This is a genomic window from Tistrella mobilis (assembly GCF_039634785.1).
GTDB lineage: Bacteria > Pseudomonadota > Alphaproteobacteria > Tistrellales > Tistrellaceae > Tistrella > Tistrella mobilis.
The window spans coordinates 42,783-62,123 of sequence record NZ_JBBIAB010000007.1 but is presented as its reverse complement, the minus strand read 5'-3'; the positions used below and the strand labels follow the sequence as shown (position 1 = coordinate 62,123).

16 protein-coding genes and 1 tRNA gene are annotated in these 19,341 nt (G+C 67.5%); 8 read left to right on the top strand and 9 right to left on the bottom strand.

The window, feature by feature from the left end; translation table 11 throughout:
- Nucleotides 1-70 precede the first annotated feature (70 nt).
- A complete protein-coding gene (locus WI697_RS11850; protein WP_345958605.1) occupies nt 71-2,392 on the bottom strand; it encodes a xanthine dehydrogenase family protein molybdopterin-binding subunit in 2,322 nt (773 codons plus the stop codon).
- Between the two features lie 250 nt (nt 2,393-2,642).
- Here WI697_RS11850 and chrA point away from each other — a divergent pair, with 250 nt between their 5' ends.
- Nucleotides 2,643-3,842: a chromate efflux transporter gene (gene chrA / locus WI697_RS11845; RefSeq protein ID WP_345958604.1), complete on the top strand. Its 1,200-nt coding sequence runs from the start codon at nt 2,643-2,645 to the stop codon at nt 3,840-3,842.
- A 10-nt stretch (nt 3,843-3,852) separates the two neighbouring features.
- Here chrA and WI697_RS11840 read toward each other — a convergent pair whose 3' ends face one another.
- The gene (locus WI697_RS11840) at nt 3,853-4,437 is read right to left on the bottom strand and encodes a helix-turn-helix domain-containing protein (RefSeq protein WP_345958603.1); all 585 of its coding nucleotides are present in this window, start codon (nt 4,435-4,437) and stop codon (nt 3,853-3,855) included.
- A gap of 501 nt (nt 4,438-4,938) precedes the next feature.
- Between WI697_RS11840 and rpoH the strand changes: the two genes are divergently transcribed.
- Nucleotides 4,939-5,886 carry an RNA polymerase sigma factor RpoH gene (rpoH, locus tag WI697_RS11835; RefSeq protein ID WP_062769308.1) on the top strand — a complete coding sequence of 316 codons (948 nt, stop codon included), beginning with the start codon at nt 4,939-4,941 and terminating at the stop codon, nt 5,884-5,886.
- Between the two features lie 73 nt (nt 5,887-5,959).
- On the opposite strand, the gene WI697_RS11830 is transcribed toward rpoH, so the two are convergent.
- The 4 genes from WI697_RS11830 to WI697_RS11815 form a co-directional block, all read right to left on the bottom strand.
- Nucleotides 5,960-6,895, bottom strand: a complete 936-nt coding sequence (locus WI697_RS11830; protein WP_345958602.1) for a transglycosylase SLT domain-containing protein — start codon at nt 6,893-6,895, stop codon at nt 5,960-5,962.
- A 908-nt stretch (nt 6,896-7,803) separates the two neighbouring features.
- Entirely contained in the window at nt 7,804-8,652 is an 849-nt protein-coding gene (phhA, locus tag WI697_RS11825; RefSeq protein ID WP_298642738.1) for a phenylalanine 4-monooxygenase, read from the bottom strand.
- A gap of 122 nt (nt 8,653-8,774) precedes the next feature.
- Entirely contained in the window at nt 8,775-9,350 is a 576-nt protein-coding gene (locus tag WI697_RS11820) for a GNAT family N-acetyltransferase (RefSeq protein ID WP_014744177.1), read from the bottom strand.
- Between the two features lie 136 nt (nt 9,351-9,486).
- Nucleotides 9,487-10,443, bottom strand: a complete 957-nt coding sequence (locus WI697_RS11815) for an N-formylglutamate amidohydrolase (protein ID WP_345958601.1) — start codon at nt 10,441-10,443, stop codon at nt 9,487-9,489.
- 318 nt (nt 10,444-10,761) lie between these two features.
- On the opposite strand from WI697_RS11815, the gene WI697_RS11810 reads away from it, so the two are divergent.
- Nucleotides 10,762-10,836, top strand: a tRNA-Val gene (locus WI697_RS11810).
- 49 nt (nt 10,837-10,885) lie between these two features.
- Here WI697_RS11810 and WI697_RS11805 read toward each other — a convergent pair.
- Together WI697_RS11805 and WI697_RS11800 are read right to left on the bottom strand one after the other, a co-directional pair.
- Nucleotides 10,886-12,487 carry a glycosyl hydrolase family 28-related protein gene (locus WI697_RS11805; protein WP_345958600.1) on the bottom strand — a complete coding sequence of 534 codons (1,602 nt, stop codon included), beginning with the start codon at nt 12,485-12,487 and terminating at the stop codon, nt 10,886-10,888.
- A 119-nt stretch (nt 12,488-12,606) separates the two neighbouring features.
- The gene (locus WI697_RS11800; protein WP_345958599.1) at nt 12,607-13,680 is read right to left on the bottom strand and encodes a malate/lactate/ureidoglycolate dehydrogenase; all 1,074 of its coding nucleotides are present in this window, start codon (nt 13,678-13,680) and stop codon (nt 12,607-12,609) included.
- A 116-nt stretch (nt 13,681-13,796) separates the two neighbouring features.
- Between WI697_RS11800 and WI697_RS11795 the strand changes: the two genes are divergently transcribed.
- The 4 genes from WI697_RS11795 (at nt 13,797) to WI697_RS11780 (ending at nt 17,555) form a co-directional block, all read left to right on the top strand.
- On the top strand, nt 13,797-14,504 hold the full coding sequence (locus tag WI697_RS11795) for a GntR family transcriptional regulator (protein WP_014744182.1): 708 nt from the start codon (nt 13,797-13,799) through the stop codon (nt 14,502-14,504).
- 97 nt (nt 14,505-14,601) lie between these two features.
- A complete protein-coding gene (gene dctP / locus WI697_RS11790) occupies nt 14,602-15,648 on the top strand; it encodes a TRAP transporter substrate-binding protein DctP (protein WP_345958598.1) in 1,047 nt (348 codons plus the stop codon).
- Between the two features lie 30 nt (nt 15,649-15,678).
- A complete protein-coding gene (locus WI697_RS11785) occupies nt 15,679-16,290 on the top strand; it encodes a TRAP transporter small permease (RefSeq protein ID WP_345958597.1) in 612 nt (203 codons plus the stop codon).
- Nucleotides 16,287-17,555 (top strand): TRAP transporter large permease, encoded by a 1,269-nt coding sequence (locus tag WI697_RS11780; RefSeq protein ID WP_296708032.1) that lies wholly within the window; start codon nt 16,287-16,289, stop codon nt 17,553-17,555. Before WI697_RS11785 ends, WI697_RS11780 begins: the two co-directional genes overlap by 4 nt.
- A gap of 22 nt (nt 17,556-17,577) precedes the next feature.
- Here WI697_RS11780 and WI697_RS11775 read toward each other — a convergent pair whose 3' ends face one another.
- Nucleotides 17,578-18,420, bottom strand: a complete 843-nt coding sequence (locus tag WI697_RS11775; RefSeq protein WP_197465289.1) for a class I SAM-dependent methyltransferase — start codon at nt 18,418-18,420, stop codon at nt 17,578-17,580.
- 257 nt (nt 18,421-18,677) lie between these two features.
- On the opposite strand from WI697_RS11775, the gene WI697_RS11770 reads away from it, so the two are divergent.
- Nucleotides 18,678-19,265, top strand: a complete 588-nt coding sequence (locus tag WI697_RS11770; protein WP_345958596.1) for a hypothetical protein — start codon at nt 18,678-18,680, stop codon at nt 19,263-19,265.
- Nucleotides 19,266-19,341: the final 76 nt, after the last annotated feature.

Below are 19,341 nucleotides of genomic sequence, written 5' to 3'. Positions count from 1 at the left end.
TCTTCGGATGTGAAACGGGCCCTGCGGCGAACCGCAGGGCCCGTTTCCAGTCGATATGGCCGGGCGTCACTCAGGCCGCAGCGGTGCTGCGCGCGGCGCCCAGTGCCGCCCAGACCCGGGCCGGGGTCGCCGGCATGTCGATCTCGCCCGCGCCCTCGGCGATCAGGGCGTCGTTGATCGCGTTCATGATCGCCGGGCAGGCGCCGATGGTGCCGGCCTCGCCGCATCCCTTGGAGCCGAGGCCGCTCGACGCCGTCGGCAGATCCTCGTAGAGCCGGATGTCGAGGAAGATCATGTCCTCGGCGCGGGGCATGCCGTAATCCATGAAGCTGCCGGTGAGCAGCTGGCCGCTGTCATCGTCATAGACGGCATGTTCCATCAGCGCCTGGCCCAGCCCCTGGGCGACGCCGCCCTGCACCTGGCCCATCACGATCATCGGGTTGACCACCTTGCCGAAATCGTCGGCGACCACATAGCGCACCGGTTCCACCCGGCCGGTCTCGGGGTCGATTTCGACCTCGGCGACATGGCAGCCATTGGGGAAGGTGGGGGCGGGGCGGTCGAAGGTCCGGCTTTCGTCGAGCGGCGCGCCGGCATCCAGCGCGATCTGCGCCACCGCCTCCATATCCATCCCGAGATCGGTGCCCGCAACCGTGAAGCGGCCGTCTTCGAACACCAGATCCTCCGCCGCGGCCTCGAGCTTTTCGGCCGCGATCGACCGTGCCCGTTCCACCACCGCCTCGGACGCCAGACGGATCGCCGAGCCCGCCATCTGCAGCGAGCGGGAACCGCCGGTGCCGCCGCCGGTCTTCACCCGGGCGGTATCGCCCATCACCACCTGCACCTTTTCGAACGGCATGCCCAGCAGTTCGGCCGCCACCTGGGCGAAAGAGGTTTCGTGGCCCTGGCCGTTGGACTGGGTCCCGACCAGCACGGTGGCGCTGCCATCGGCTTCGAAGCGGATCCGGACCTCTTCCTTGGGGTTGCCCTGGGTCCATTCGATATAGCTGGCCATGCCGATGCCGCGCAGGCGGCCTTTGGCCGCCGACTGCCGGCGGCGCTCGGCGAAGCCGGCCATGTCGGCCGCTTCCAGCGCGCGGGATTGCATCAGGGCAAAATCGCCGCAGTCATAGGTGGTGCCCATGGCGTTGGTATAGGGCATCGCGGTCGCAGGAATATAGTTGATCCGGCGCAGTTCCGCCGGGCTGCGGCCGGTGGCGCGGGCGGCGGTGTCGATCAGCCGTTCGATCAGGTAATTCGCCTCGGGCCGGCCGGCGCCGCGATAGGCATCGACCGGGGCGGTGTTGGTGAAGACGCCCTTCACATGCAGGGCCGCCACCGGGATCGCATAGACCGTGGTGGCAAGGCCGGCTGCGGCAGAGGTCGGGATCATCGCGCCGAACTGCGAGGCATAGGCACCCAGATTGGCGACGGTCGAGACCTCGAAGGCGGTGAAGCGGCCATCGGCATCCAGCCCCAGCCGGGCATGGGTGCGCAGATCGCGGCCATGGGCGTCGGTCAGCAGGCTTTCCGAGCGGTCGCCGGTCCATTTCACCGGCCGGCGCAGCTTGCGGGCGGCATAGATCACCGCGACATGTTCGGGATAGAGGAAGATCTTCATGCCGAAGCCGCCGCCGACATCCGGCATCACCACCCGGAATTCGTCGGCCGGCACCTTGAACACGGCATCGGCCAGGATGCCGCGCAGCCCGTGCACGCCCTGGCCATTGGTATAGACCACGGTCTGGCCGGTTTCGGCATCGATGGTCGCGTTCACCGCCCGCGGTTCCAGCGGATTGGCCGACACCCGGTTGTTGACGATGTCGATCTCGACCACCTGGTGGGCAGCCGCCATCGCCGTCTCCACCTCGGCCGCCTTGCCCTGGCGCCAGTCGAAACAGAGGTTCGAGGGGGTGCCGTCATGCACGACCACCGCATCCTCTTCCACCGCCTTCAGCGGATCGACCACGGCCGGGCGCTCGTCATAATCCACCACCACCAGCTCGGCGGCATCGCGGGCGGCGACCGGATCGGTCGCGACCACCATCGCCACCGCTTCGCCGGCAAAATGCACGGCATCGGCGGCAAGCGCCGGACGCTTGGGCGCCTGCATCCCGCTGCCGTCGGCATTCTTCACCCGCGCGACCGCCGGCACGCCGCCGACGCCGTCGGCATCCAGATCGGCGCCGGTGAAGACGGCGACCACGCCCTCGGCGGCCGCCGCATCGGCGGTATCGACCGCCAGGATGCGGGCCGCGGCATGGGGGCTGCGCACGAAGGCCACGTGCAGCTGGCCTTCAAAGGAAATGTCGTCGGCATAGCGGCCATGGCCGGTCAGAAAGCGCCGGTCCTCGACGCGACGCACGGCCTGGCCGATTCCGAATTTCAGCATGGGGCGATCTTCCCTGACGTATCTGTCCGGCGGGTCACTTCGGAACGGTAGCCGATCCCGGCGCGGCGGCGCAATGCTGCCGGTGGCAGGGTCCACGCCGCGGAACCAGAGGCGGGGTTTTCAGGGATCGGCGGGGATTCAGGCATCGGCGGGAGATCATGATGATTTCATGACGCCCGCGGCCCGGATTGCCAGGGCGTCAGGTCGAACGATATCGTCCCCGCGAAAGATAGCGGTGCGGGGGCGAGGCATGGGCACAGGCAGCGACGGCAGTGCGGGCGAGGTCTTCCGGGCCTTCCTGAAGCTGGGCCTGACCGCCTTTGGCGGCCCCGTGGCGCATCTGGGGTTCTTCCGGACCGAATTCGTCGCCCGCCGCGGCTGGCTGGACGACGAGGCCTATGCGCGGATCGTGGCGCTGTGTCAGTTCCTGCCGGGGCCTGCGAGCAGCCAGGTCGGCATCGCCCTCGGCTTCGGCCGTGCCGGCTGGGCAGGGGCCGCCGCCGCCTGGGCCGGCTTCACCCTGCCCTCCGCCCTGCTGATGATCCTGGCCGGGCTTGCCATCGGCGCCGGTGCCGAGGCGGGCCGGCTGCCCGATGGTCTGACCACCGGGCTCAAGATCGCGGCGCTGGCTGTGGTGGTTCAGGCGGTGGCCGGGATGGCGGGCAGCCTGGCGCCCGATCGCGCCCGGCGAAGCGTGGCGGCCGTTGCGGCCGTGGTCGCCCTGACCCTGCCCGGGCTGGCCGGGCAGCTTGGCGCCATCCTGATCGGGCTTCTGGCCGTTCCGCTTCTGGATCTGCCGGCGGCACCTGCCGCCGCGGCCCCCGCCGGCCGGCGCCCCCTGCGGCGGGCCGGGGCGGCAGCCCTGCTCATCTTCCTGGCCGGGCTGGTCCTGCTGCCGCTCTGGTCGGCCACGGGCGACGCCACCGGCCGGCTGGTCGACGGCATGTATCGGGCCGGCAGCCTGGTCTTCGGCGGTGGCCATGTGGTTCTGCCGCTGCTGGCCGCGGAAACCGGCGGCCATGTCGACGGCCAGGCCTTCCTGGCCGGCTATGGCCTGGCCCAGGCGGTGCCGGGGCCGCTGTTCACCTTCTCGGCCTTTCTGGGGGCTGCCGGCAGCTGGGGCGGGCTGCCGGGATGGCTGGCGGGGATCATCGGCCTGATCGCGATCTTCGTGCCGGCCGCCCTGCTGGTGGTGGCGGCGCTGCCCTTCTGGGGCCGGATCGCCGGCCATCCGGGGGCGAGGCGGGCCGTGGCGGGGGTCAATGCCGCGGTGCTGGGGCTGCTTGCCGCGGCGCTCTACGATCCGGTCTTCGTCACGGCCGTGTCCGGCCCGCGGGACGCCGCGCTCGCCATTCTGGTCCTGCTGGCGCTGCTGGTCTGGCGGCTGCCGGTCTGGGGGCTGGTGCCGCTGGCCGCCGCCGCAGGCATGGCGGTGGCTGCCCTCGGCTGACGGGTGCAGGTCAATCGGCGGCGTTCCCGGCCCGGCGCTCGCGGCGCCGATAGATGGTGGAGCTGCTGATGCCCAGCAGCTGGGCGGCCCGGGTGACATTGCCCTGGCAGAGCAGGATCGCGCGTTCGATCGTCTCGTCGATCACGTCGTCCAGCGGCCGGATCAGCTGTGCCGGATCGTCCTCGGGCAGCGCGAGGGAGCCGGCCCGCCAGGTCATGGCCATGGTCACCGCATGGGCGATGCGGCTTGGAGAGGCGTCCTGCGGCACCACGTCGATGGCGCCGGCGCGCATGGCACCGACCACCACCTCGTCGTCGTCTTCGGGCAGCCGCACGAAAATCGGCCGGATGTCCGGGACGATGGCGATCAGCCGCTGGATCAGCCCGGCGCGCGGCATGTCGTCGAAGCGCCCCACGATCACCACCGGCGGGTGGGAGACGCGGATGGCGGCAAGCGCGCGCTGGGCGTCGGGCACGGCCGTGCGTGGCATCCGCATCAGCGACCCCGAGGCCTGATCGAACACCGGAAAGCTGTCGCCACGGCCGACGAGCAGCAGGGCGGGGCGGCGATCGGTGACAGTTGTCATACGGTTCATCGGCATCTCGTCTTTCAAGGGCAGAGCCCCGGACTGTGGACAGGCGGATGGCGGCGGGCGCTGCGTCTCCGTCTCCGGGACGCAACTTGCAACGATCACTGCGATACGCGTCGCATTCCGCGAGGCGGGGCGCAGAAATCCGGCCCTGCCGGCCATGTCCGGCATTGATTGAGGGCAAAAGCGCAAGTCCTGTGCCACCCGATCCCCCGTGAACAGGGGGGCGAGCGGAGGCGCATGAGCGGTCGGGGCGCCCGCGGCAAAGCACCGCATGGTTTCGCCCCCGGGCGGCGCGCATGGTCAATCTCCCTACGCCGTCGATGAGCCGGATGGATGCAGCTTTGCCGAGGGTCTTTTCCGGGCCAGGCACAGACATGCAACGGTCACGGGGGGATCCCTTGCCCTTGCGTCCGCGACACCCCATTTTGACGTGATACATGCCGTCCGGATGCCGACCGCCGGGTCCGGCCGCATCTTCGGTCTCGACGACGAAAGGAGAAGGTCTTGGTCGCTCAACTCCCCGCCATATCGGGCGGCAGTAATCTGTCGACCTATCTGAACGAGATTCAGAAGTACCCGATCCTGACCGCCGACGAGGAGTTCATGCTCGCCTGCCGGTGGCGGGACCATGCCGATGCCGACGCCGCGCGCCGGCTGATCACCAGCCATCTGCGCCTGGTCGCCAAGATCGCTTTGGGCTATCGCGGTTACGGCCTGCCGCTGGAAGACGTTATCGCCGAGGGCAATGTCGGCCTGATGCAGGCGGTCAAGCGGTTCGATCCCGACCGTGGTTTCCGCCTGTCGACCTATGCCATGTGGTGGGTCCGCGCCTCGATCCAGGAGTTCATCCTGCGGTCGTGGTCGCTGGTCAAGATGGGCACCACCGCCGCTCAGAAGAAGCTGTTCTTCAACCTGCGCCGGCTGAAGAACCAGATGAACGCCATCGAGGCCGGCGACCTGCCGCCCGAGGTGGTGAAGAAGATCGCGACCGAGCTGGATGTCGGCGAGCACGAGGTGGTGGAGATGAACCGCCGCTTCGCCGGTCCCGACCAGTCGCTGAATGCGCCGGTCTCGGCCGAAGGCGATGCCGAATGGCAGGACTGGCTGACCGACAGCCGGCCCAGCCAGGAAACCATGGTCGCCGAGGACGAGGAGCAGTCCAAGCGCATGGGCCTGATGCAGTCGGCGCTGGAAGACCTGAACGAGCGCGAGCGCCACATCTTCACCGAGCGCTGCCTGAAAGAGCCGGCGGCGACGCTGGAGGATCTGGCCCAGGTCTACGGCATCAGCCGCGAGCGGGTGCGCCAGATCGAGGTGAGGGCCTTCGAGAAGGTGCAGAAGAAGACGCTGGAACTGGCCATCGCCGACGGCGTGGTCAACGAGGATCAGATGATTGCCGCCCGCGCGGCCGGTGGCCATCGCCAGCTGCGCGGCAGCACCCAGCCGAACTGATCCGGCAGTCTCTGCCGGCCGGATGTGCCCGCACCCGCCCCCTTGGCCGGTGCGGGTTTTTCGTGTCGCAACGTCAGTTCAGGCCGATCGCCCCGCTGGGGCGCATCATGCGCAGAACCTGACCGCTGGGCGCCCGATAGACCCCGCGGGTCGAACTGGTGACGGGGCCGAGGGTGGCGCCGCGGGCGGGGGAGGGCATATGCACCCGAGTGGCGGCGGGGCGGGGGGCGATGGCGCCGGGGGCGTCGTCAGCGCCGGCAGTCTCGGGCGCCATGTCGGCGGCGGCAAGCTGGGTCTCGTCAGCCGCCGGTGCCTGGCGCTGTGCGGCATCCTCGGCGGCGGTCGTGATCGCAGGCGTGCGCTTGCCCGAAGCCGAGCCGGCCGGGGCATGGCCGTTGCGCTCCAGCCAGAAATCCAGCACCCGGCTGCGATAGGGCTTGGAGTTGGAGGGCGTGCGGCTGTGATAGAAGCCGACCGCCTCGGTCCAGGTCGCGGTTTCGCCCTGCAGATCTTTCAGGAAGCGGGCGGCGTAGTCGGCATTATAGGCGGGATCGATCATCTGGGTGATGTCGTCGAATTCCTCGCCATGAAAGTGGAAGTTCACCTGCATGCAGCCGATGTCGATGTTCCGGACCCCTTTGGCGCGCAGGCCGCGGATTTCCGCCAGGGCAGCCGCCTTGCTCGGCAGGTAGCGGCCGCGGCCCTCGGCATAGATGGTCCAGGGCCAGGCAGTTCTTGCCGAGCGCTCCTTGCTCCAGCGGCCCGATTCCGCCAGGGCGATGGCCGCCAGAAGCCCGTCGGGCAGGCCGTGGCGACGTTCCGCGGCCGAGATGGCCTGGTCGCAGAGCATCCAGTCCCGGGCCTTTCCGTCGGGGTCGTCACCCGCCCGGGCGGGGGCGGAGCCCAGGAAAACCGCCAGTCCGGCCATAAGGATGGCGGTCAGCATCGCGCCGCGGCGCGCGGCATGGCGGGGGCGTTCTGGGCTGGTCGGGCGGGGGGGCTCGGACATGATCGGCGGATCCGGATGGCGTTGGAGGGGGCTGCAGCGGGGCTGCCGGTTCTGCTCCACTCTTTCAAATCCCGTGCCAACCGTCGGGAAAGGTGGTCGCAGAGCTGCTGCTCAATATCGAGGCACGAAATTCTCTTGCCTCATTCGCGGGCAACCTCTATATGTTGCAGCGCGGCAGGTGAACGCTCAGGCGTTCGCGGCCGCTGCCCAGATCCTTGGGCGTTTCCTCCCTAGACTTAGGGCCGTGTCAGTCTGCTGGCGCGGCCTTTTTTTTGCGCCCGGGCGTCTGACGCGCATCAGGCCGGAAGATGTTCGTGCTGCACCTGCACAGATGCCCGGTTGGCATGCAGGGCATGCGGCACCGGCATAACCCCGCGGAATTCCTGGACCTCCTTAGCTTTTTTTGTCCATTCCGCCCGACAAGCCCCTTGACCGTTTGTGCGCCGCAGCGTATCTTCATACCTGTAACGGGCGCTTGGCGGCGCCGCTGTTGCAGCCCAGTTTTTGGGCGTTTCCTCCCTAGACTTTGGGCCGTACCGATTGCTGGTACGGCCTTTTTTTTGTCCTGATGGTGCGTCGCGAAGCGCTGGCGGGCCTGTGATTTCGCAAATGCGAAGGCCCGTTTTGCGCGTGTGAAACCGATTACAATTCCCGCTTGACCGCTGCTGCGTCGCAGCGTATATATTGCAGTGCGTCATAAGACGCTGTGCGTCTGGTGATGCTGCCCATCTTCTTGGGCGTTTCCTCCCTAGACTTGGGCCGTATCAGATTGCTGGTACGGCCTTTTTTTGTCCGGACTTCCCGCTGGGGCCAGGTGTCCGGGCTTGTGCTGCATATGCGAAATATGCCTATGCAAAACCCCGCCATCCAGGGGATGGCGGGGTGAAAAGCGGCCGATGGTCCGGTGGTCAGGCGGCTTCGGCGCCCGGTGGGTTGGGCTGGTACAACCGGTCCTCGGGCAGGACGTCGCCAGGGGCATAGTCGCCGGCGCTGGCCATTTCGTCATAGATCGGCTGGAAGTCCTGCGCGGTCTCTTCGAACAGCTCTTCGAAGGACCGGATGACGAAATAGGTCTCCTGAAAATCATCGATGCGATAGCGGGTGCGCATCACCCGCCGCAGGTCGAAGCCCAGCCGGTTGGGGCGCCGATCCTCCAGCGCATAGATCGATTCCCCCTTCGACGAGGCGATGCCCGATCCGTAGATGCGCAGGCCGTCATCCGTGGCGATCAGGCCGAACTCCACCGTGTACCAGTAGAGCCGGGCCAGATTGTGCAGGCAGTGACGGGCATCGGCCCTGAGCCCGGCCTGGCCATAGGCCTGCATGTAATCGGCAAAAACCGGGTTCATCAGCAGCGGCACATGGCCGTAGATGTCGTGGAAGACGTCGGGTTCCTGCAGATAGTCCAGTTGCTCGCGGGTGCGGATGAAGCTGGTGGAGGGGAAGCGGCGTTCCGACAGGTGGCGGAAAAACACGTCGTCCGGTACCAGCCCCGGCACGCAGACGATCCGCCAGCCGGTGGTCTTTTCCAGAACGTCGGAGAGGCGCTCGAATTCCGGCACGCCGTCCGCCGCGATGCCCAGGCCCGAAAGCCCGTCGATGAAGGCCGGAACGGCCCGGTCGCGCAGAATCCGGGCCTGGCGTTCGAACAGAAAGCGCCAGATCGCGTGCTCCTCCTGGGTCAGCTTCTCCCAATGCTGATCCCTGGTGAAGTCGTCCCGGATCTCTGCCGCGTGGTCGCGATAACCCTGGGTCATGGTCGTCAAGTCCTCGTCGCACCGTTGAAGGGGGCGTTTGAGGACGAGTCTGCGTGCGTCCCGCGGCTTTTTCAAGCCGGTAAAGTTTCAAGTGAAACGAATTTCGGGTTGAGAGTCCGGGCTCAATCTTCCGGTGCGGTGGAAGAGCCTTCGCCCAGGCTGCGCTGAAGCATGATCGCGTCGATCCAGCGGCCGAACTTGTAGCCGATCGCCTTGAATTCACCCGCATGGGTGAAGCCCAGCCCCTGGTGCAGGGCCAGAGAGGCCGGATTGCCCGGATGGCCGATCACCGCCACCATCTGCCGGAAACCCGCCGCCGTGCAGCGCCGGACCAGTTCGGCCAGCACCGCCCGCCCCAGCCCCCGCCCGGTCTGGCCCCGGCCGACATAGACCGAGTTCTCGACCGTGAAACGATAGGCGGCACGCATCCGGAAGGGCGAGGCATAGGCGAAGGCCTTCACCTCGCCCGCTTCGACCGCGACCAGAAAGGGCAGGCCGCGATCCAGCGCCGCCAGCCGCCGGGCCCGCATCTCGTTCAGATCCGGTGCCGCCAGTTCGAAGCTGACCGTGGTGTTGGAGACGTAATAGCTGTAGATCGCATGCACCTGGGCCATGTCGGCCTCGGTGGCGTCGCGGACGACGACCCCGGGTTGGGGAAGCGGATGACGATCGGGTTTGGGCATGGTGAGCACGGCCATCTGATCGGGGCGCCCTTCGAAATGCGTCGAGGCTGGCAGCGGAGCCGACCGCGGGCGACGGTCGGACCCATGAGCGGGCATCCGCAAGGGATGCCGGGGTGCCGGGACGGCGGCAGAGGCCGGCGAACCGCGGCGGTCAGCCTCGTCGTTCCACGCCGAGGGCGGCGAGCAGGGCGCTGTCGCGACCCAATGTCTCGATCAGCAGGGTGAGGTCGGCGGCGACCCGCGCCAGTTCCGGCAGCGGCTCCACCACGCTTTCATCCATATAGAGGGCGCGGTTGATCTCGATCTGCAGGGCATGCACGCCGGTCACCGGGCGGCCGTAATGTTCGGTCACATGGCCGCCGGCATAGGGCCGGTTGCGGGCGACGTTATAGCCCATCCCCTCCAGCACCTGCTGGGCGGCATCGATCACCCGGGGGGCGCAGGCGGCACCGAAACGGTCGCCCAGCACGAAATCCACCCGCCGGTCGCCCGGATCGTGATCCATCGGCCCGCCCACCGAAGGCATGGAGTGGCAATCGACCAGCAACACGCCGCCGAACCGGCTGCGCACCTCGTCGATCGTCGCTTTCAGTGCCGCATGATAGGGGAAGTAGTAGCGGGCGATGCGCAGCTCCGCCTCGGCCCAGAACAGCTTGCGGCCATAGATCTCCAGGCCGTTGGTCACGACGCGCGCGATGGTGCCGAGACCGCCCATCACCCGCCGGGACGTGGCGTTGACGAAAGACGGTACCGCATCGGCGAACATCTGCGGGTCGATCTCATAGGGCTCGCGGTTGACGTCGACATAGGCCCTGGGGAAGCGCGCGCGGATCAGCGGCGCCCCCAGCGCCGGGGCGGCGGCCCACAGCCGGTCGACGAACGCGTCTTCGGAATTGCGCAGCGTCAGCGGATCGAGCGCCGACGACGCCCGGAAGCCGTCGGGATAGCAGTTCCCGGAATGGGGCGAGGCGAAGACGAAGGGCAGCCGGAGCTCGGCCGGGCGCAGCACCTCGACCGCCGGATCGACCCAGTCGTCGAACCCGGTCCCGGTCGTCGCTGCCCCCGCCATCTCCAGGCGGTCTTCCGTATCGAAGCCCAAATCGGCCATCGGTCGGTCTTGTCCCCCGATCTGCCGCCGATGCCCGCTGCCCGGTCCCATCCGGGTGCCGCATCGATCCAGGCCCACATGAATACGGCATTCCGCCCCCCATGTCATGCCATTCGGTCCCCGCGACCGGCCCCCAGGGCACAGGGCGGTCATGTCCGCGTCGCATGGGCAACACCTTGCGGCGGCAGCGCATTCCAGGGGCGGCGACACGGAACCGTCACGGGCGTGCATTTCCGGGCTTGCACGGCCTTTCGGGCTGCGTTATATGAACGCCCACACCGACGCCGGGTGCAGACAAGCCCGATGCGGTGCGGACATGGACGCGTAGCTCAGCGGTAGAGCACCACGTTGACATCGTGGGGGTCACAAGTTCAATCCTTGTCGCGTCCACCATCGAAACCCCCTGGGAAACCAGGGGGTTTCGTCGTTTTCGGGATGCTGATCAGAGGGTGGCGATTGTCGTCCAGCTGCCGGGCGAACCACTTGCGGTGCACGTCCAGCCCGCAGCAGCTCCGGTGGTCGGCGCAATGTTCCAGACCACATCCCCCTGCCGCCAGGTGCCAGTGGTCGGTATGGCCGTGTCCCAGATCATCCGCCGTGCTCCGTTGGTGAAGCTGATAGCGAAACCACGGGTGGTGGCATCGCCATCCGCCACGGGAGTCACATATCCGCTGACCTGATTGACGCCCATCACGGTCTGTGCGGCATCGCTGTCGATTTCGATGCCGACATTGCCGGTCGAACCGGCGAGGCCACCATTGTGGACCGAATTGCCGGTCACGGTGTTTGCAATTCCGGCCACGCGCAACCCGTCATAGATCGATCCGTCATACGTGCTGGCTGCGTTCGCCCGGAAGATCACGTTGCCAGAGACCAGATTGAACGAACCAAGGCACTGGATTCCGTTCCTGCGAACGACGTGGATGGTATTGCCGCAGATGCGGCCGGCAGACACGCCCTTGGTGGTCAGAATGCCTTCGCTCTGCACGGCGGTAGAGGGGGCGGCGGCGATTGTGTTCTGGCCGTCGATCATGTTGTTGCTGATCGACCAGCCCGACCCGCTGTAAGTGATGTCGGCGAACCGGCCCCAGGCGCGCAAATAGCGGTTGTCATCAAGGGACGACCTGTCGATCTGGCCCTTGAAGAACGCTTTGCTGTCGTCGGCATAGTTCGCCGAGATCGTGTTCGCATAGGCATCCGGGGTATCGATCCGCACGCAGACCGAGTCTGCGACAGATGTATCGGTCGAGTTGCCGCCGAGGCTGTGGAACCGGTTGCGCTCGATACGGTTGCCGCGACACTCATCGGGATTGGACGAGCCCGTTGGCGGCATGACATCGATGCCGACGATGCTGTTCGAGAAGGTGTTCTCCCAGATCTGAATATTGGTGCCGGCGGAGCGTATGCAGATCGCGTGATAGCCAAAGCCGCAGCCGGTGATGAGGGCATCGACATCCTTCTGGCCGGCGCTGGCAAAGGAGATCGCCGTCGTGGTCGCACCGACGCCATAGGTGGCGCCGTCGCCCTGGAAGCGCAGGCCCTGCCAGGACGTCCGGGGAATCGACACGTCGAACAGCGTGGTCGACGCGGTATCGCAGGCGATCAGCGGCTGGGTGAGGTCGTTGCCGATGCCTTTGAAGTTGAGCGAGTGCCGCGCGGTACCGGCCGCGTCGACGACGACGGTCGAGGAGATCGCATACGTCCCGTTGGGAAAGATCAGTGTACCGCCGGTGGGCAACACCGCGATTGCGGCGGTGATTGCCGCATGATCGTCCGTCACGCCGTCGCCTTTTGCGCCGAACATGCGGACATCCACGGTATCGGCCTGGGGCAGCAGGCGGACCCAGCGGCCGGCTCCGGAGGATGCCGTGGGCTTGATGATCGTGCCACCATTGTCTGCTGTGTTCAGGGTTGCATTCCACACGAAATCGCCGCCGCCGCTGTCGCCGGCCGCGTAATAGCCTAGGACGGAGGCGGCATCTGCGGCGCCGGTGAACGCGCGCAGATCGGCGATGGTGCCGAGGATGGTTCCTGCAAGAGCCATAGGATGGATCCTTTGGTGCTGGGAGTGCTTCAACACAACCAGCCTACGGCTCTCTTTTGTATTTTGCATACCAAGGGATGCGGCGACATGTTGCAGCACCTCCGGACGTCGCTTCGGCGTCAAGCGGTCAACCCTAGCGTGTTCAATTGTGCTGCGGCGATCCCCGCCGCCAGCCCGGCCGCGCGCAGCTGGCCGAAGGTTGTGTCGTCGATCGGGATGCCCCCGGCCCGCCGGGCGGCGCGGGCGGCGATTTCTGGTTCGCCCGGGATCAGCACCGGTTGTCCGGGGGCGGAGCGGGAGGATCGCATGTGGTCGAGCAGGGCGCGGGTCTCGGCCGCGAGCCAGGCGGTGTCGACCAGCCGGCCGGGTTCGATCACGATCGCGAACATGCTGTTCAGGATGGCGTCGGAGCGCGGATTGCCGGGCTGGGAGGTGCCGGCACCGGCAAGGGCGCCGGCCAGAAGTTCGCAGAACAGGGCCAGCCCATAGCCCTTGTGGCCGGCCATGGGCAGCAGCGCACCCTGGGGCTCGGCGAACATCACCCCGGGATCGGTGGTCGGCCGGCCCTCGGCATCGATCAGCAGCCCCTCCGCCATCGGCTCGCCCTTGTTCATCGCCACCCGGCATTTGCCGAGCGCCACGCCGCTGGTGGCGGCGTCGAAGATCACCGGCGGCGCACCATCGGCGCCGGGGAAGGACAGGCAGATCGGGTTGGTGGAAAAGCGCGGGTCGAAGCCCGCATGCGGTGCCACCAGCGACGGCGAGCCGGTGACGTTGACGAACATCAGCCCCACCTGGCCGGCCTTGGCCACCTGTTCGCCATAGCTGCCGATCCGGCCCATATGGTGGCAGTTGCGCAGTGCCAGCACCGCAGCCCCGGTCTCGCGGGCGCGGGTGATCGCCGTCTCGGTGGCGGCTTTCGCGATCACCTGGCCATATCCCTGCTCGCCGTCGATCACGATCATGGCGCCGGCATCGGCCACGACCCGCCCCGTGCGGCCCGGGCGGAGAACGCCGGCGGCGGCGTTCTGCAAATAGCGCGGGATCATGCCCACACCATGGCTGTCATGGCCGGCGAGGTTTGCCTCGACCAGATGGCCGGCGACGATGGTGGCCTCTTCGGGCGTGCTGCCGCCCGCCTCGATCAGCGCCGCTGCCGCGGCACGCAAGACCTCGTGATCGATGATCCGCATCTCGTTCTGCTCCTCTGCGCGGGCAAGGGATCACCGGTCCTCCGGCGAATTCCCTTGCGCGACCGGCAGATGGTATACCACTCTCTGAGCAACGCCCCCAGCGAACCCGGACCCCGATGACCGCGACACGCGACCGCAGCCCCAGCCTGACCCAGACCCAATCCGTCTACCAGTCGCTGCGCGATGCGATCCTGGGCGTGGAATTGCGGCCGGGCGAGGCGATTTCGGAACGCTGGCTGGAAGGACGACTGGCGGCGTCGCGCACGCCGGTGCGCTCGGCTCTGGTCCGGCTGGAGGGCGAGGGGCTGGTGCAGCGACAGGGCCGCGGCTATGTGGTGACGCCGATCGATATCGGCGAAATCGAGCAGGCCTATGTCTTCCGCGAAACCATCGAGACCACCGTCGTGCGGCTTGCCGCGGCGCGCGCCGATGCGCTCGACCTGTCGGGCATCGAACCACTGATCCTGCCCGAGGTCCGGGACACCTCCAGCGACGAGTGGTTCGACATCGGCATCGCTTTCCATGTCGAACTGGCGCGGCTTGCCGGCAACGCCTTTTTCGTGCGCGCGATCGACGATGTGATGACCCGCATCGCGCGCGGCCGCTGGCTGGAGATCTGGTCGACCGGCGGGCGGGAGCGTGCCTTCATCGAACATGAGCGGATCGTCGAACTGGTGAAGGCCGGGGACGGAGAGGCGGCGGCCGCCGCCATCCAGTCCCATGTCCGCCATGGTCGCGACCGGCTGCTCGATGCCCTGAAGACACAGCGCCGCGGCTTCGCGGTACGCGGTTTTGCCGTCCTCGATGGGACCGAGGCGGATTGACGACGGGGCGGCGGTAACCGGCCCGCATGAGGCCGGACCCGTGACCGGCCCTCATTTCAGACGATCAACGAGACGATCCAAGGGGAGACGAAACGTCATGACCACGCCTGCCGACACCCGGTGGCCTGCCGCAAAGCGGCCGCTGCGCAAGCATCTCGCGGGGCTTCTTTCTGCGGCGGCCTTCGCCGTGGCACTGGTCGCCGGCCAGGGCGCCGATGCCGCCGATCCGGTGGTGATGCGGATCAGCCACCAGCTGCCGCCCGCACATCACATCGCGCAGCTGATCGACCAGTTCGCGGCCGATGTCGAAGCGAAGAGCAACGGCGCCATCGACGTCCAGATCTTCGGGGCCGAGCAGGCCTACAAGGCCAATCAGAACCACCCGGCCGTGGCCCGCGGCCAGGTCGAGGCGGCGGTGTCGACGAATTTCCAGTGGGGCAACACCATCCCCGAGATGAACGTCGTCACGCTGCCTTATTTCTTCACGAAGCTGGAGCGGATCAAGAAGTTCCCGGGCTCGCCCGCCGAAGAGCTGCTTGATCAGAAGCTGCTCGAAAAGGGCGTGCACAACATCGCCTGGTTCTACACCACCCGCCAGTCGATCTTTACCTCGGCCGCCAAGCCGCTGGTCGCGGTCGACGACTTCAAGGGCATCAAAATCCGCGGCCTGAACAAGCTGGTCGACGAAGGGCTGATCGCCGCCGGTGCGGCACCGGCCGCCATGCCGGGCTCGGAAGTCTATCAGGCGTTGCAGACCGGCGTGATCGATGCCGGCCTGACCGACGTGTCGGCCGCCTATAGCCGCCGGTTCTACGAGGTGCAGAAATACGGCACGGTTTCGCCCTTCTTCAGCGTCTATTTCCATCTCTACGTCAACCCGTCCTGGTATGACGGCCTGGCGCCGGAGCTGCGCAAGGTGGTCGACGACGCCGCGCAGTCGGCTGAGGCGGCGTCGATCCCGCTGACCGAGAAGACCGCTGAAGATGCGATCCGCCAGCTTCAGGAGAAGGGCATGACCATCCATGTCCAGACCCCGGAAGAGGCGGCCGCTTTCGAAGCGGTGATGCAGCCGCCGGTCATGGAGGCCTTCAAGGCGTCCAGCCCCGATGCGGCGAAGCTCGTTGACCTCGTCAACGCGCTCTGAGCGGGGACGACAAGGGGACGCTCCCGGCCGATGTCGCATGAACCGACCGGTCACCGCCCGCCGCCACCATCCCCGGTGGTCGCGGGCGGTCTCGCCCGCCTGCTGCTCGGTTTCGACCGGGTGGTGCGCCTGATCTCGCTTCTGGCCGCCGGGATCGCGGCGGTGATGCTGCTGACGGCCTTCGTGCTGATCTGCTGGTCGATCGTGCAGCGCTATTTCGCCGGCCAGCCGGTGGTCTGGACCGATGAACTGGTCGGCTATGGCCTGGTTGCGATCGTGATGCTGGGGGCGCTGGATGCATTGCGCCGCGGCGAGCACATCTCGGTCGACGTGCTGACCCAGCGCCTGGGGCCCCGGGCCGGAGCCGCGGTCGCCGCGGCGGGGCTGGTCGCCGTCGGCATCGTCGGCGTGATCCTGATCATCGAGGCCTGGGAAATGGTTTCCTTCACCCGGATGATCGGCATCGTCTCGACCGGCTATCTCGCCATGCCGATGGAATATCCCCAGGCTTTCGTCGGGATCGGCGGCATCCTGCTGGTGCTGGGCGCCCTCGGTGGCCTTGCCCGCATGGCGGCCGGGCTGTCCCCGATCGACGAGGCGGGCGCATCCGCGGCACCGGGAGAGGGGGGGCCGCGTCCATGACCTTCCTGCTCATCCTGGCCGGCGTGGTGCTGGTGCTGCTGACCGGCCTGCCGGTCTTCACCGGGCTCGGCCTGTTTGCCGGCGGGCTGCTGCTCGCGACCCAGGGCGATCTTGGTGCGCTCGGCGAGGTGGTGTTCGGCCAGCTGGACAGCTATCTGCTGGTCGCGATCCCGCTTTTCACCCTGATGGCCCATATCATGATCCGCGGCCGGGTGGTGGACGATCTCTACGGCACCGCCCATACCCTGCTGCGGCATCTGCCCGGCGGCATCGGCATCGCCACGGTCTTCGCCTGCACCATCTTCGCGGCCATTTCGGGCTCCAGCATCGCCACTGCGTTGACCGTGGGGGCCGTGGCCATCCCGCAGATGATCCATTACGGCTATAAGCCGCGGGTCGCCTATGGCGTGGTGGCGGCCGGCGGTACGCTCGGCATTCTGATCCCGCCCTCGGGGCCGATGGTGCTCTATGGCGTGATCAGCGACACCTCGATCGGCGGCCTGTTCATGGCGGGCATTCTGCCCGGGCTGATGATCGCGGTGCTCTTCGCCGTCTGGTGCGCGGTCAATGATCGCGGCACGCTTCGTCAGCCGCGGGCCTCGCTGGCCGAAATGGGCCGGGCGCTGCGCAAATCCGGCTGGGCCCTGTCGCTGCCTGTCTTCGTGCTGGGCGGCATGTATGCGGGCGTCTTCACCGCCACCGAGGCGGCGGCGGCCGGTGCGCTGGCGGCCCTGGTGGTCTCGGCCGCCATCTATCGCAATTTCGGCCTGCGCGATCTCTGGGCGTCGGCGATGGATTCGGTCCGCACCTCGGCCATGCTGTTCATGATCCTGGCGGCGGCGGGCGTCTTCGGCCATGTGCTGACCAAGATGCGCGTGCCGCAGCAGATCGTCGAACTGGTGGTCCATTGGGATGTGGGCGTTGCCGGCTTCCTCATCGCGATGATGGTGCTGATCGCGCTGCTCGGCATGTTCCTCGAGACGATCTCGATCATCCTGATCACCACGCCGGTGGTGCTGCCGGTGATGGCCCATCTGGGCATCAACCCGATCTGGTACGGCATCCTGCTGACCATCAACCTGGAGCTGGCGCTGATCACGCCGCCGGTGGGCATGAACCTGTTCACCATCAAGGCGGTCGCGAAGGCGCCGATGGGCGAGGTGATCCGCGGCGTCGCCCCTTATGTGTTCCTGATGGTGATCGGCCTGGTCCTGGTCATGATCTGGCCCGACATCGCGCTCTGGCTGCCGTCGACCATGCGGTGACGGCAGCCACGGCTGCCCGTCGTCAATTACGGCCGGTCAGCTTGCGGGCAAACGACGCAAGCGCCGGCCGTGCCTTCACGAAGGCCTTGACCTGCCAGAGATGGCGGTCGGCCTCTGCCCGCAGCGAAAACCGCCCGATGCCCAGAATCTCGACCGGGGCGCCGTACATCTCGCTCTGCTTCTCGTGCGCGGTGGGGAAGGCCTTGACCAGGGCGTCGCGCCAGGTTGCGGACCAGTCCGGATGGCACAGGAACACCTTGCCGGGGGTGATCGCGAACGGCCTCAGCGGTGACTGGTCGACGAAGATATGGCGGCCGAGCCCGGCGGCCACATCGGGCCAATAGGGGTTGAAGTGGTCGTCGAGGACCACGATGCCGCCCTCGACCAGAGAGTCGGCGGCAAGCTTCAGGTCATTGGCGGTCAGGGCTTCGGTATGGCCGCCATCGACGCTGAACAGGCGCACGGGGCCGACGGTGGCCCGGATCTCGCCGGCGGTCACGTCGGTGGAGCTGGCGGCCCGGATGACGACCCCATCCTCGCCGCCGCAGTGCTTGCGCAGATTTTCGATGAACCGCCCGCGATCGCCCTGGCCGGACCGGTCGATGTTCAGTTCCTGCTGTTCGAACAGATCGATCGCCAGGCCCTTCTCGTCGGTCCGGGTGACCAGCTGCAGCAGCAGGAAGAGCTTGCCGTGATGCACGCCGATTTCGGCCACGGCCCCGGACAGGCCGTGATCGGTCTGGGCCTCGCCGAGCTTTGCGATCGCTTCGGCGCTGAAGTCGTCGAGCCAGCCGTGCACCGCATGAATCCCGCTGGAGAGATAGCGGGAGAGAGCGGCCTCGGGATAGCGGCGCGGACTTGGCATGCGGGTCACCTCGGGACGCATAGGGATCATCTGTCGTGCAGACGACGATGCAGGTCTTCTCGCGCCCCTGCAAGCGCTGAAGACCGGATCACCGCGCCCGGCGATTAACCGCGATTGATCGGCGATGCGGGATCGCTGGTCGCACCCGGCCATGCGCTGTCATGGTCACATGTCCGGACGGGGGCTTCTCTTCCGGCCAGAGCCTTATTCTTCGCCTGCCAATGTATTCGCCACCACCACCCGCGCCGGGGTGCCACATGACCGTTCAGCCATTCGTCCTGCCCGATCCGGAGGTGCTGCGCGCCGCCCTGGCGCGTGCAGCGACCGATGACGGCTATCACGAGCTGTTCCGGTCGGACCCGGCCGCGGCGCTCGCCACCATGGGGATCCTGCTGCCCGAAGGCGCGCAGCTCAGGGTCCACAGGCCGCGGCGCGGGCGTCTGCTGCTGACCCTGCCGCCCTTCACCGATGCGCCCGTGCCGGGTGGGCTTGGCCCGCTTGAGGCCGCGATGTGGCGGGCGGCGACGGATCCGGTCTTCCGGGCCGATCTGCGGGTGGCGCCGGTCGCGACCCTCAGGGCCCAGGGGGTCGAGATGGCGGCCGGGCTGGTCGTCGACGTGATCGATGCCGAACCCGGGCTGATCGATATCATTCTGCCGGAACGGGTCCCGGCAGTGGCCGGGCGCCCGGCGGGGGCCGATGATCTCGAATTCGACGACGAGGATCTGGATCTGGTTGCGGGCGGCGTCGCTCCGCCCGATCCGGGCAGTCTGGTCGATGCCTCCACCTGGCTGACGCTGGGCGGCATCATGGCCTATGGCATCGGCAGCCATCCCGGCGCCTGAGCGTGGCCCGGCCAGGCCGCCTGTCGTGCCCGTCACAGACTGGTTACCGCGGTTCCGGCCGGTTTCTGCTATGATC

Excerpts from the sequence above, each read along its gene's own strand:
- phhA (WP_298642738.1), bottom strand. The coding sequence starts at position 8,652 with ATGACCCAGGGTTATCGCGACCACGCGGCAGAGATCCGGGACGACTTC.
- WI697_RS11840 (WP_345958603.1), bottom strand. The coding sequence starts at position 4,437 with ATGAACCGTATGACAACTGTCACCGATCGCCGCCCCGCCCTGCTGCTC.
- WI697_RS11800 (WP_345958599.1), bottom strand. The coding sequence starts at position 13,680 with ATGCGGATCATCGATCACGAGGTCTTGCGTGCCGCGGCAGCGGCGCTG.
- chrA (WP_345958604.1), top strand. The coding sequence starts at position 2,643 with ATGGGCACAGGCAGCGACGGCAGTGCGGGCGAGGTCTTCCGGGCCTTC.
- WI697_RS11805 (WP_345958600.1), bottom strand. The coding sequence starts at position 12,487 with ATGGCTCTTGCAGGAACCATCCTCGGCACCATCGCCGATCTGCGCGCG.
- WI697_RS11770 (WP_345958596.1), top strand. The coding sequence starts at position 18,678 with ATGACCGTTCAGCCATTCGTCCTGCCCGATCCGGAGGTGCTGCGCGCC.
- WI697_RS11830 (WP_345958602.1), bottom strand. The coding sequence starts at position 6,895 with ATGTCCGAGCCCCCCCGCCCGACCAGCCCAGAACGCCCCCGCCATGCC.
- WI697_RS11820 (WP_014744177.1), bottom strand. The coding sequence starts at position 9,350 with ATGGCCGTGCTCACCATGCCCAAACCCGATCGTCATCCGCTTCCCCAA.
- WI697_RS11815 (WP_345958601.1), bottom strand. The coding sequence starts at position 10,443 with ATGGCCGATTTGGGCTTCGATACGGAAGACCGCCTGGAGATGGCGGGG.
- WI697_RS11795 (WP_014744182.1), top strand. The coding sequence starts at position 13,797 with ATGACCGCGACACGCGACCGCAGCCCCAGCCTGACCCAGACCCAATCC.
- WI697_RS11785 (WP_345958597.1), top strand. The coding sequence starts at position 15,679 with ATGTCGCATGAACCGACCGGTCACCGCCCGCCGCCACCATCCCCGGTG.
- WI697_RS11775 (WP_197465289.1), bottom strand. The coding sequence starts at position 18,420 with ATGCCAAGTCCGCGCCGCTATCCCGAGGCCGCTCTCTCCCGCTATCTC.
- WI697_RS11780 (WP_296708032.1), top strand. The coding sequence starts at position 16,287 with ATGACCTTCCTGCTCATCCTGGCCGGCGTGGTGCTGGTGCTGCTGACC.
- WI697_RS11850 (WP_345958605.1), bottom strand. The coding sequence starts at position 2,392 with ATGCTGAAATTCGGAATCGGCCAGGCCGTGCGTCGCGTCGAGGACCGG.
- dctP (WP_345958598.1), top strand. The coding sequence starts at position 14,602 with ATGACCACGCCTGCCGACACCCGGTGGCCTGCCGCAAAGCGGCCGCTG.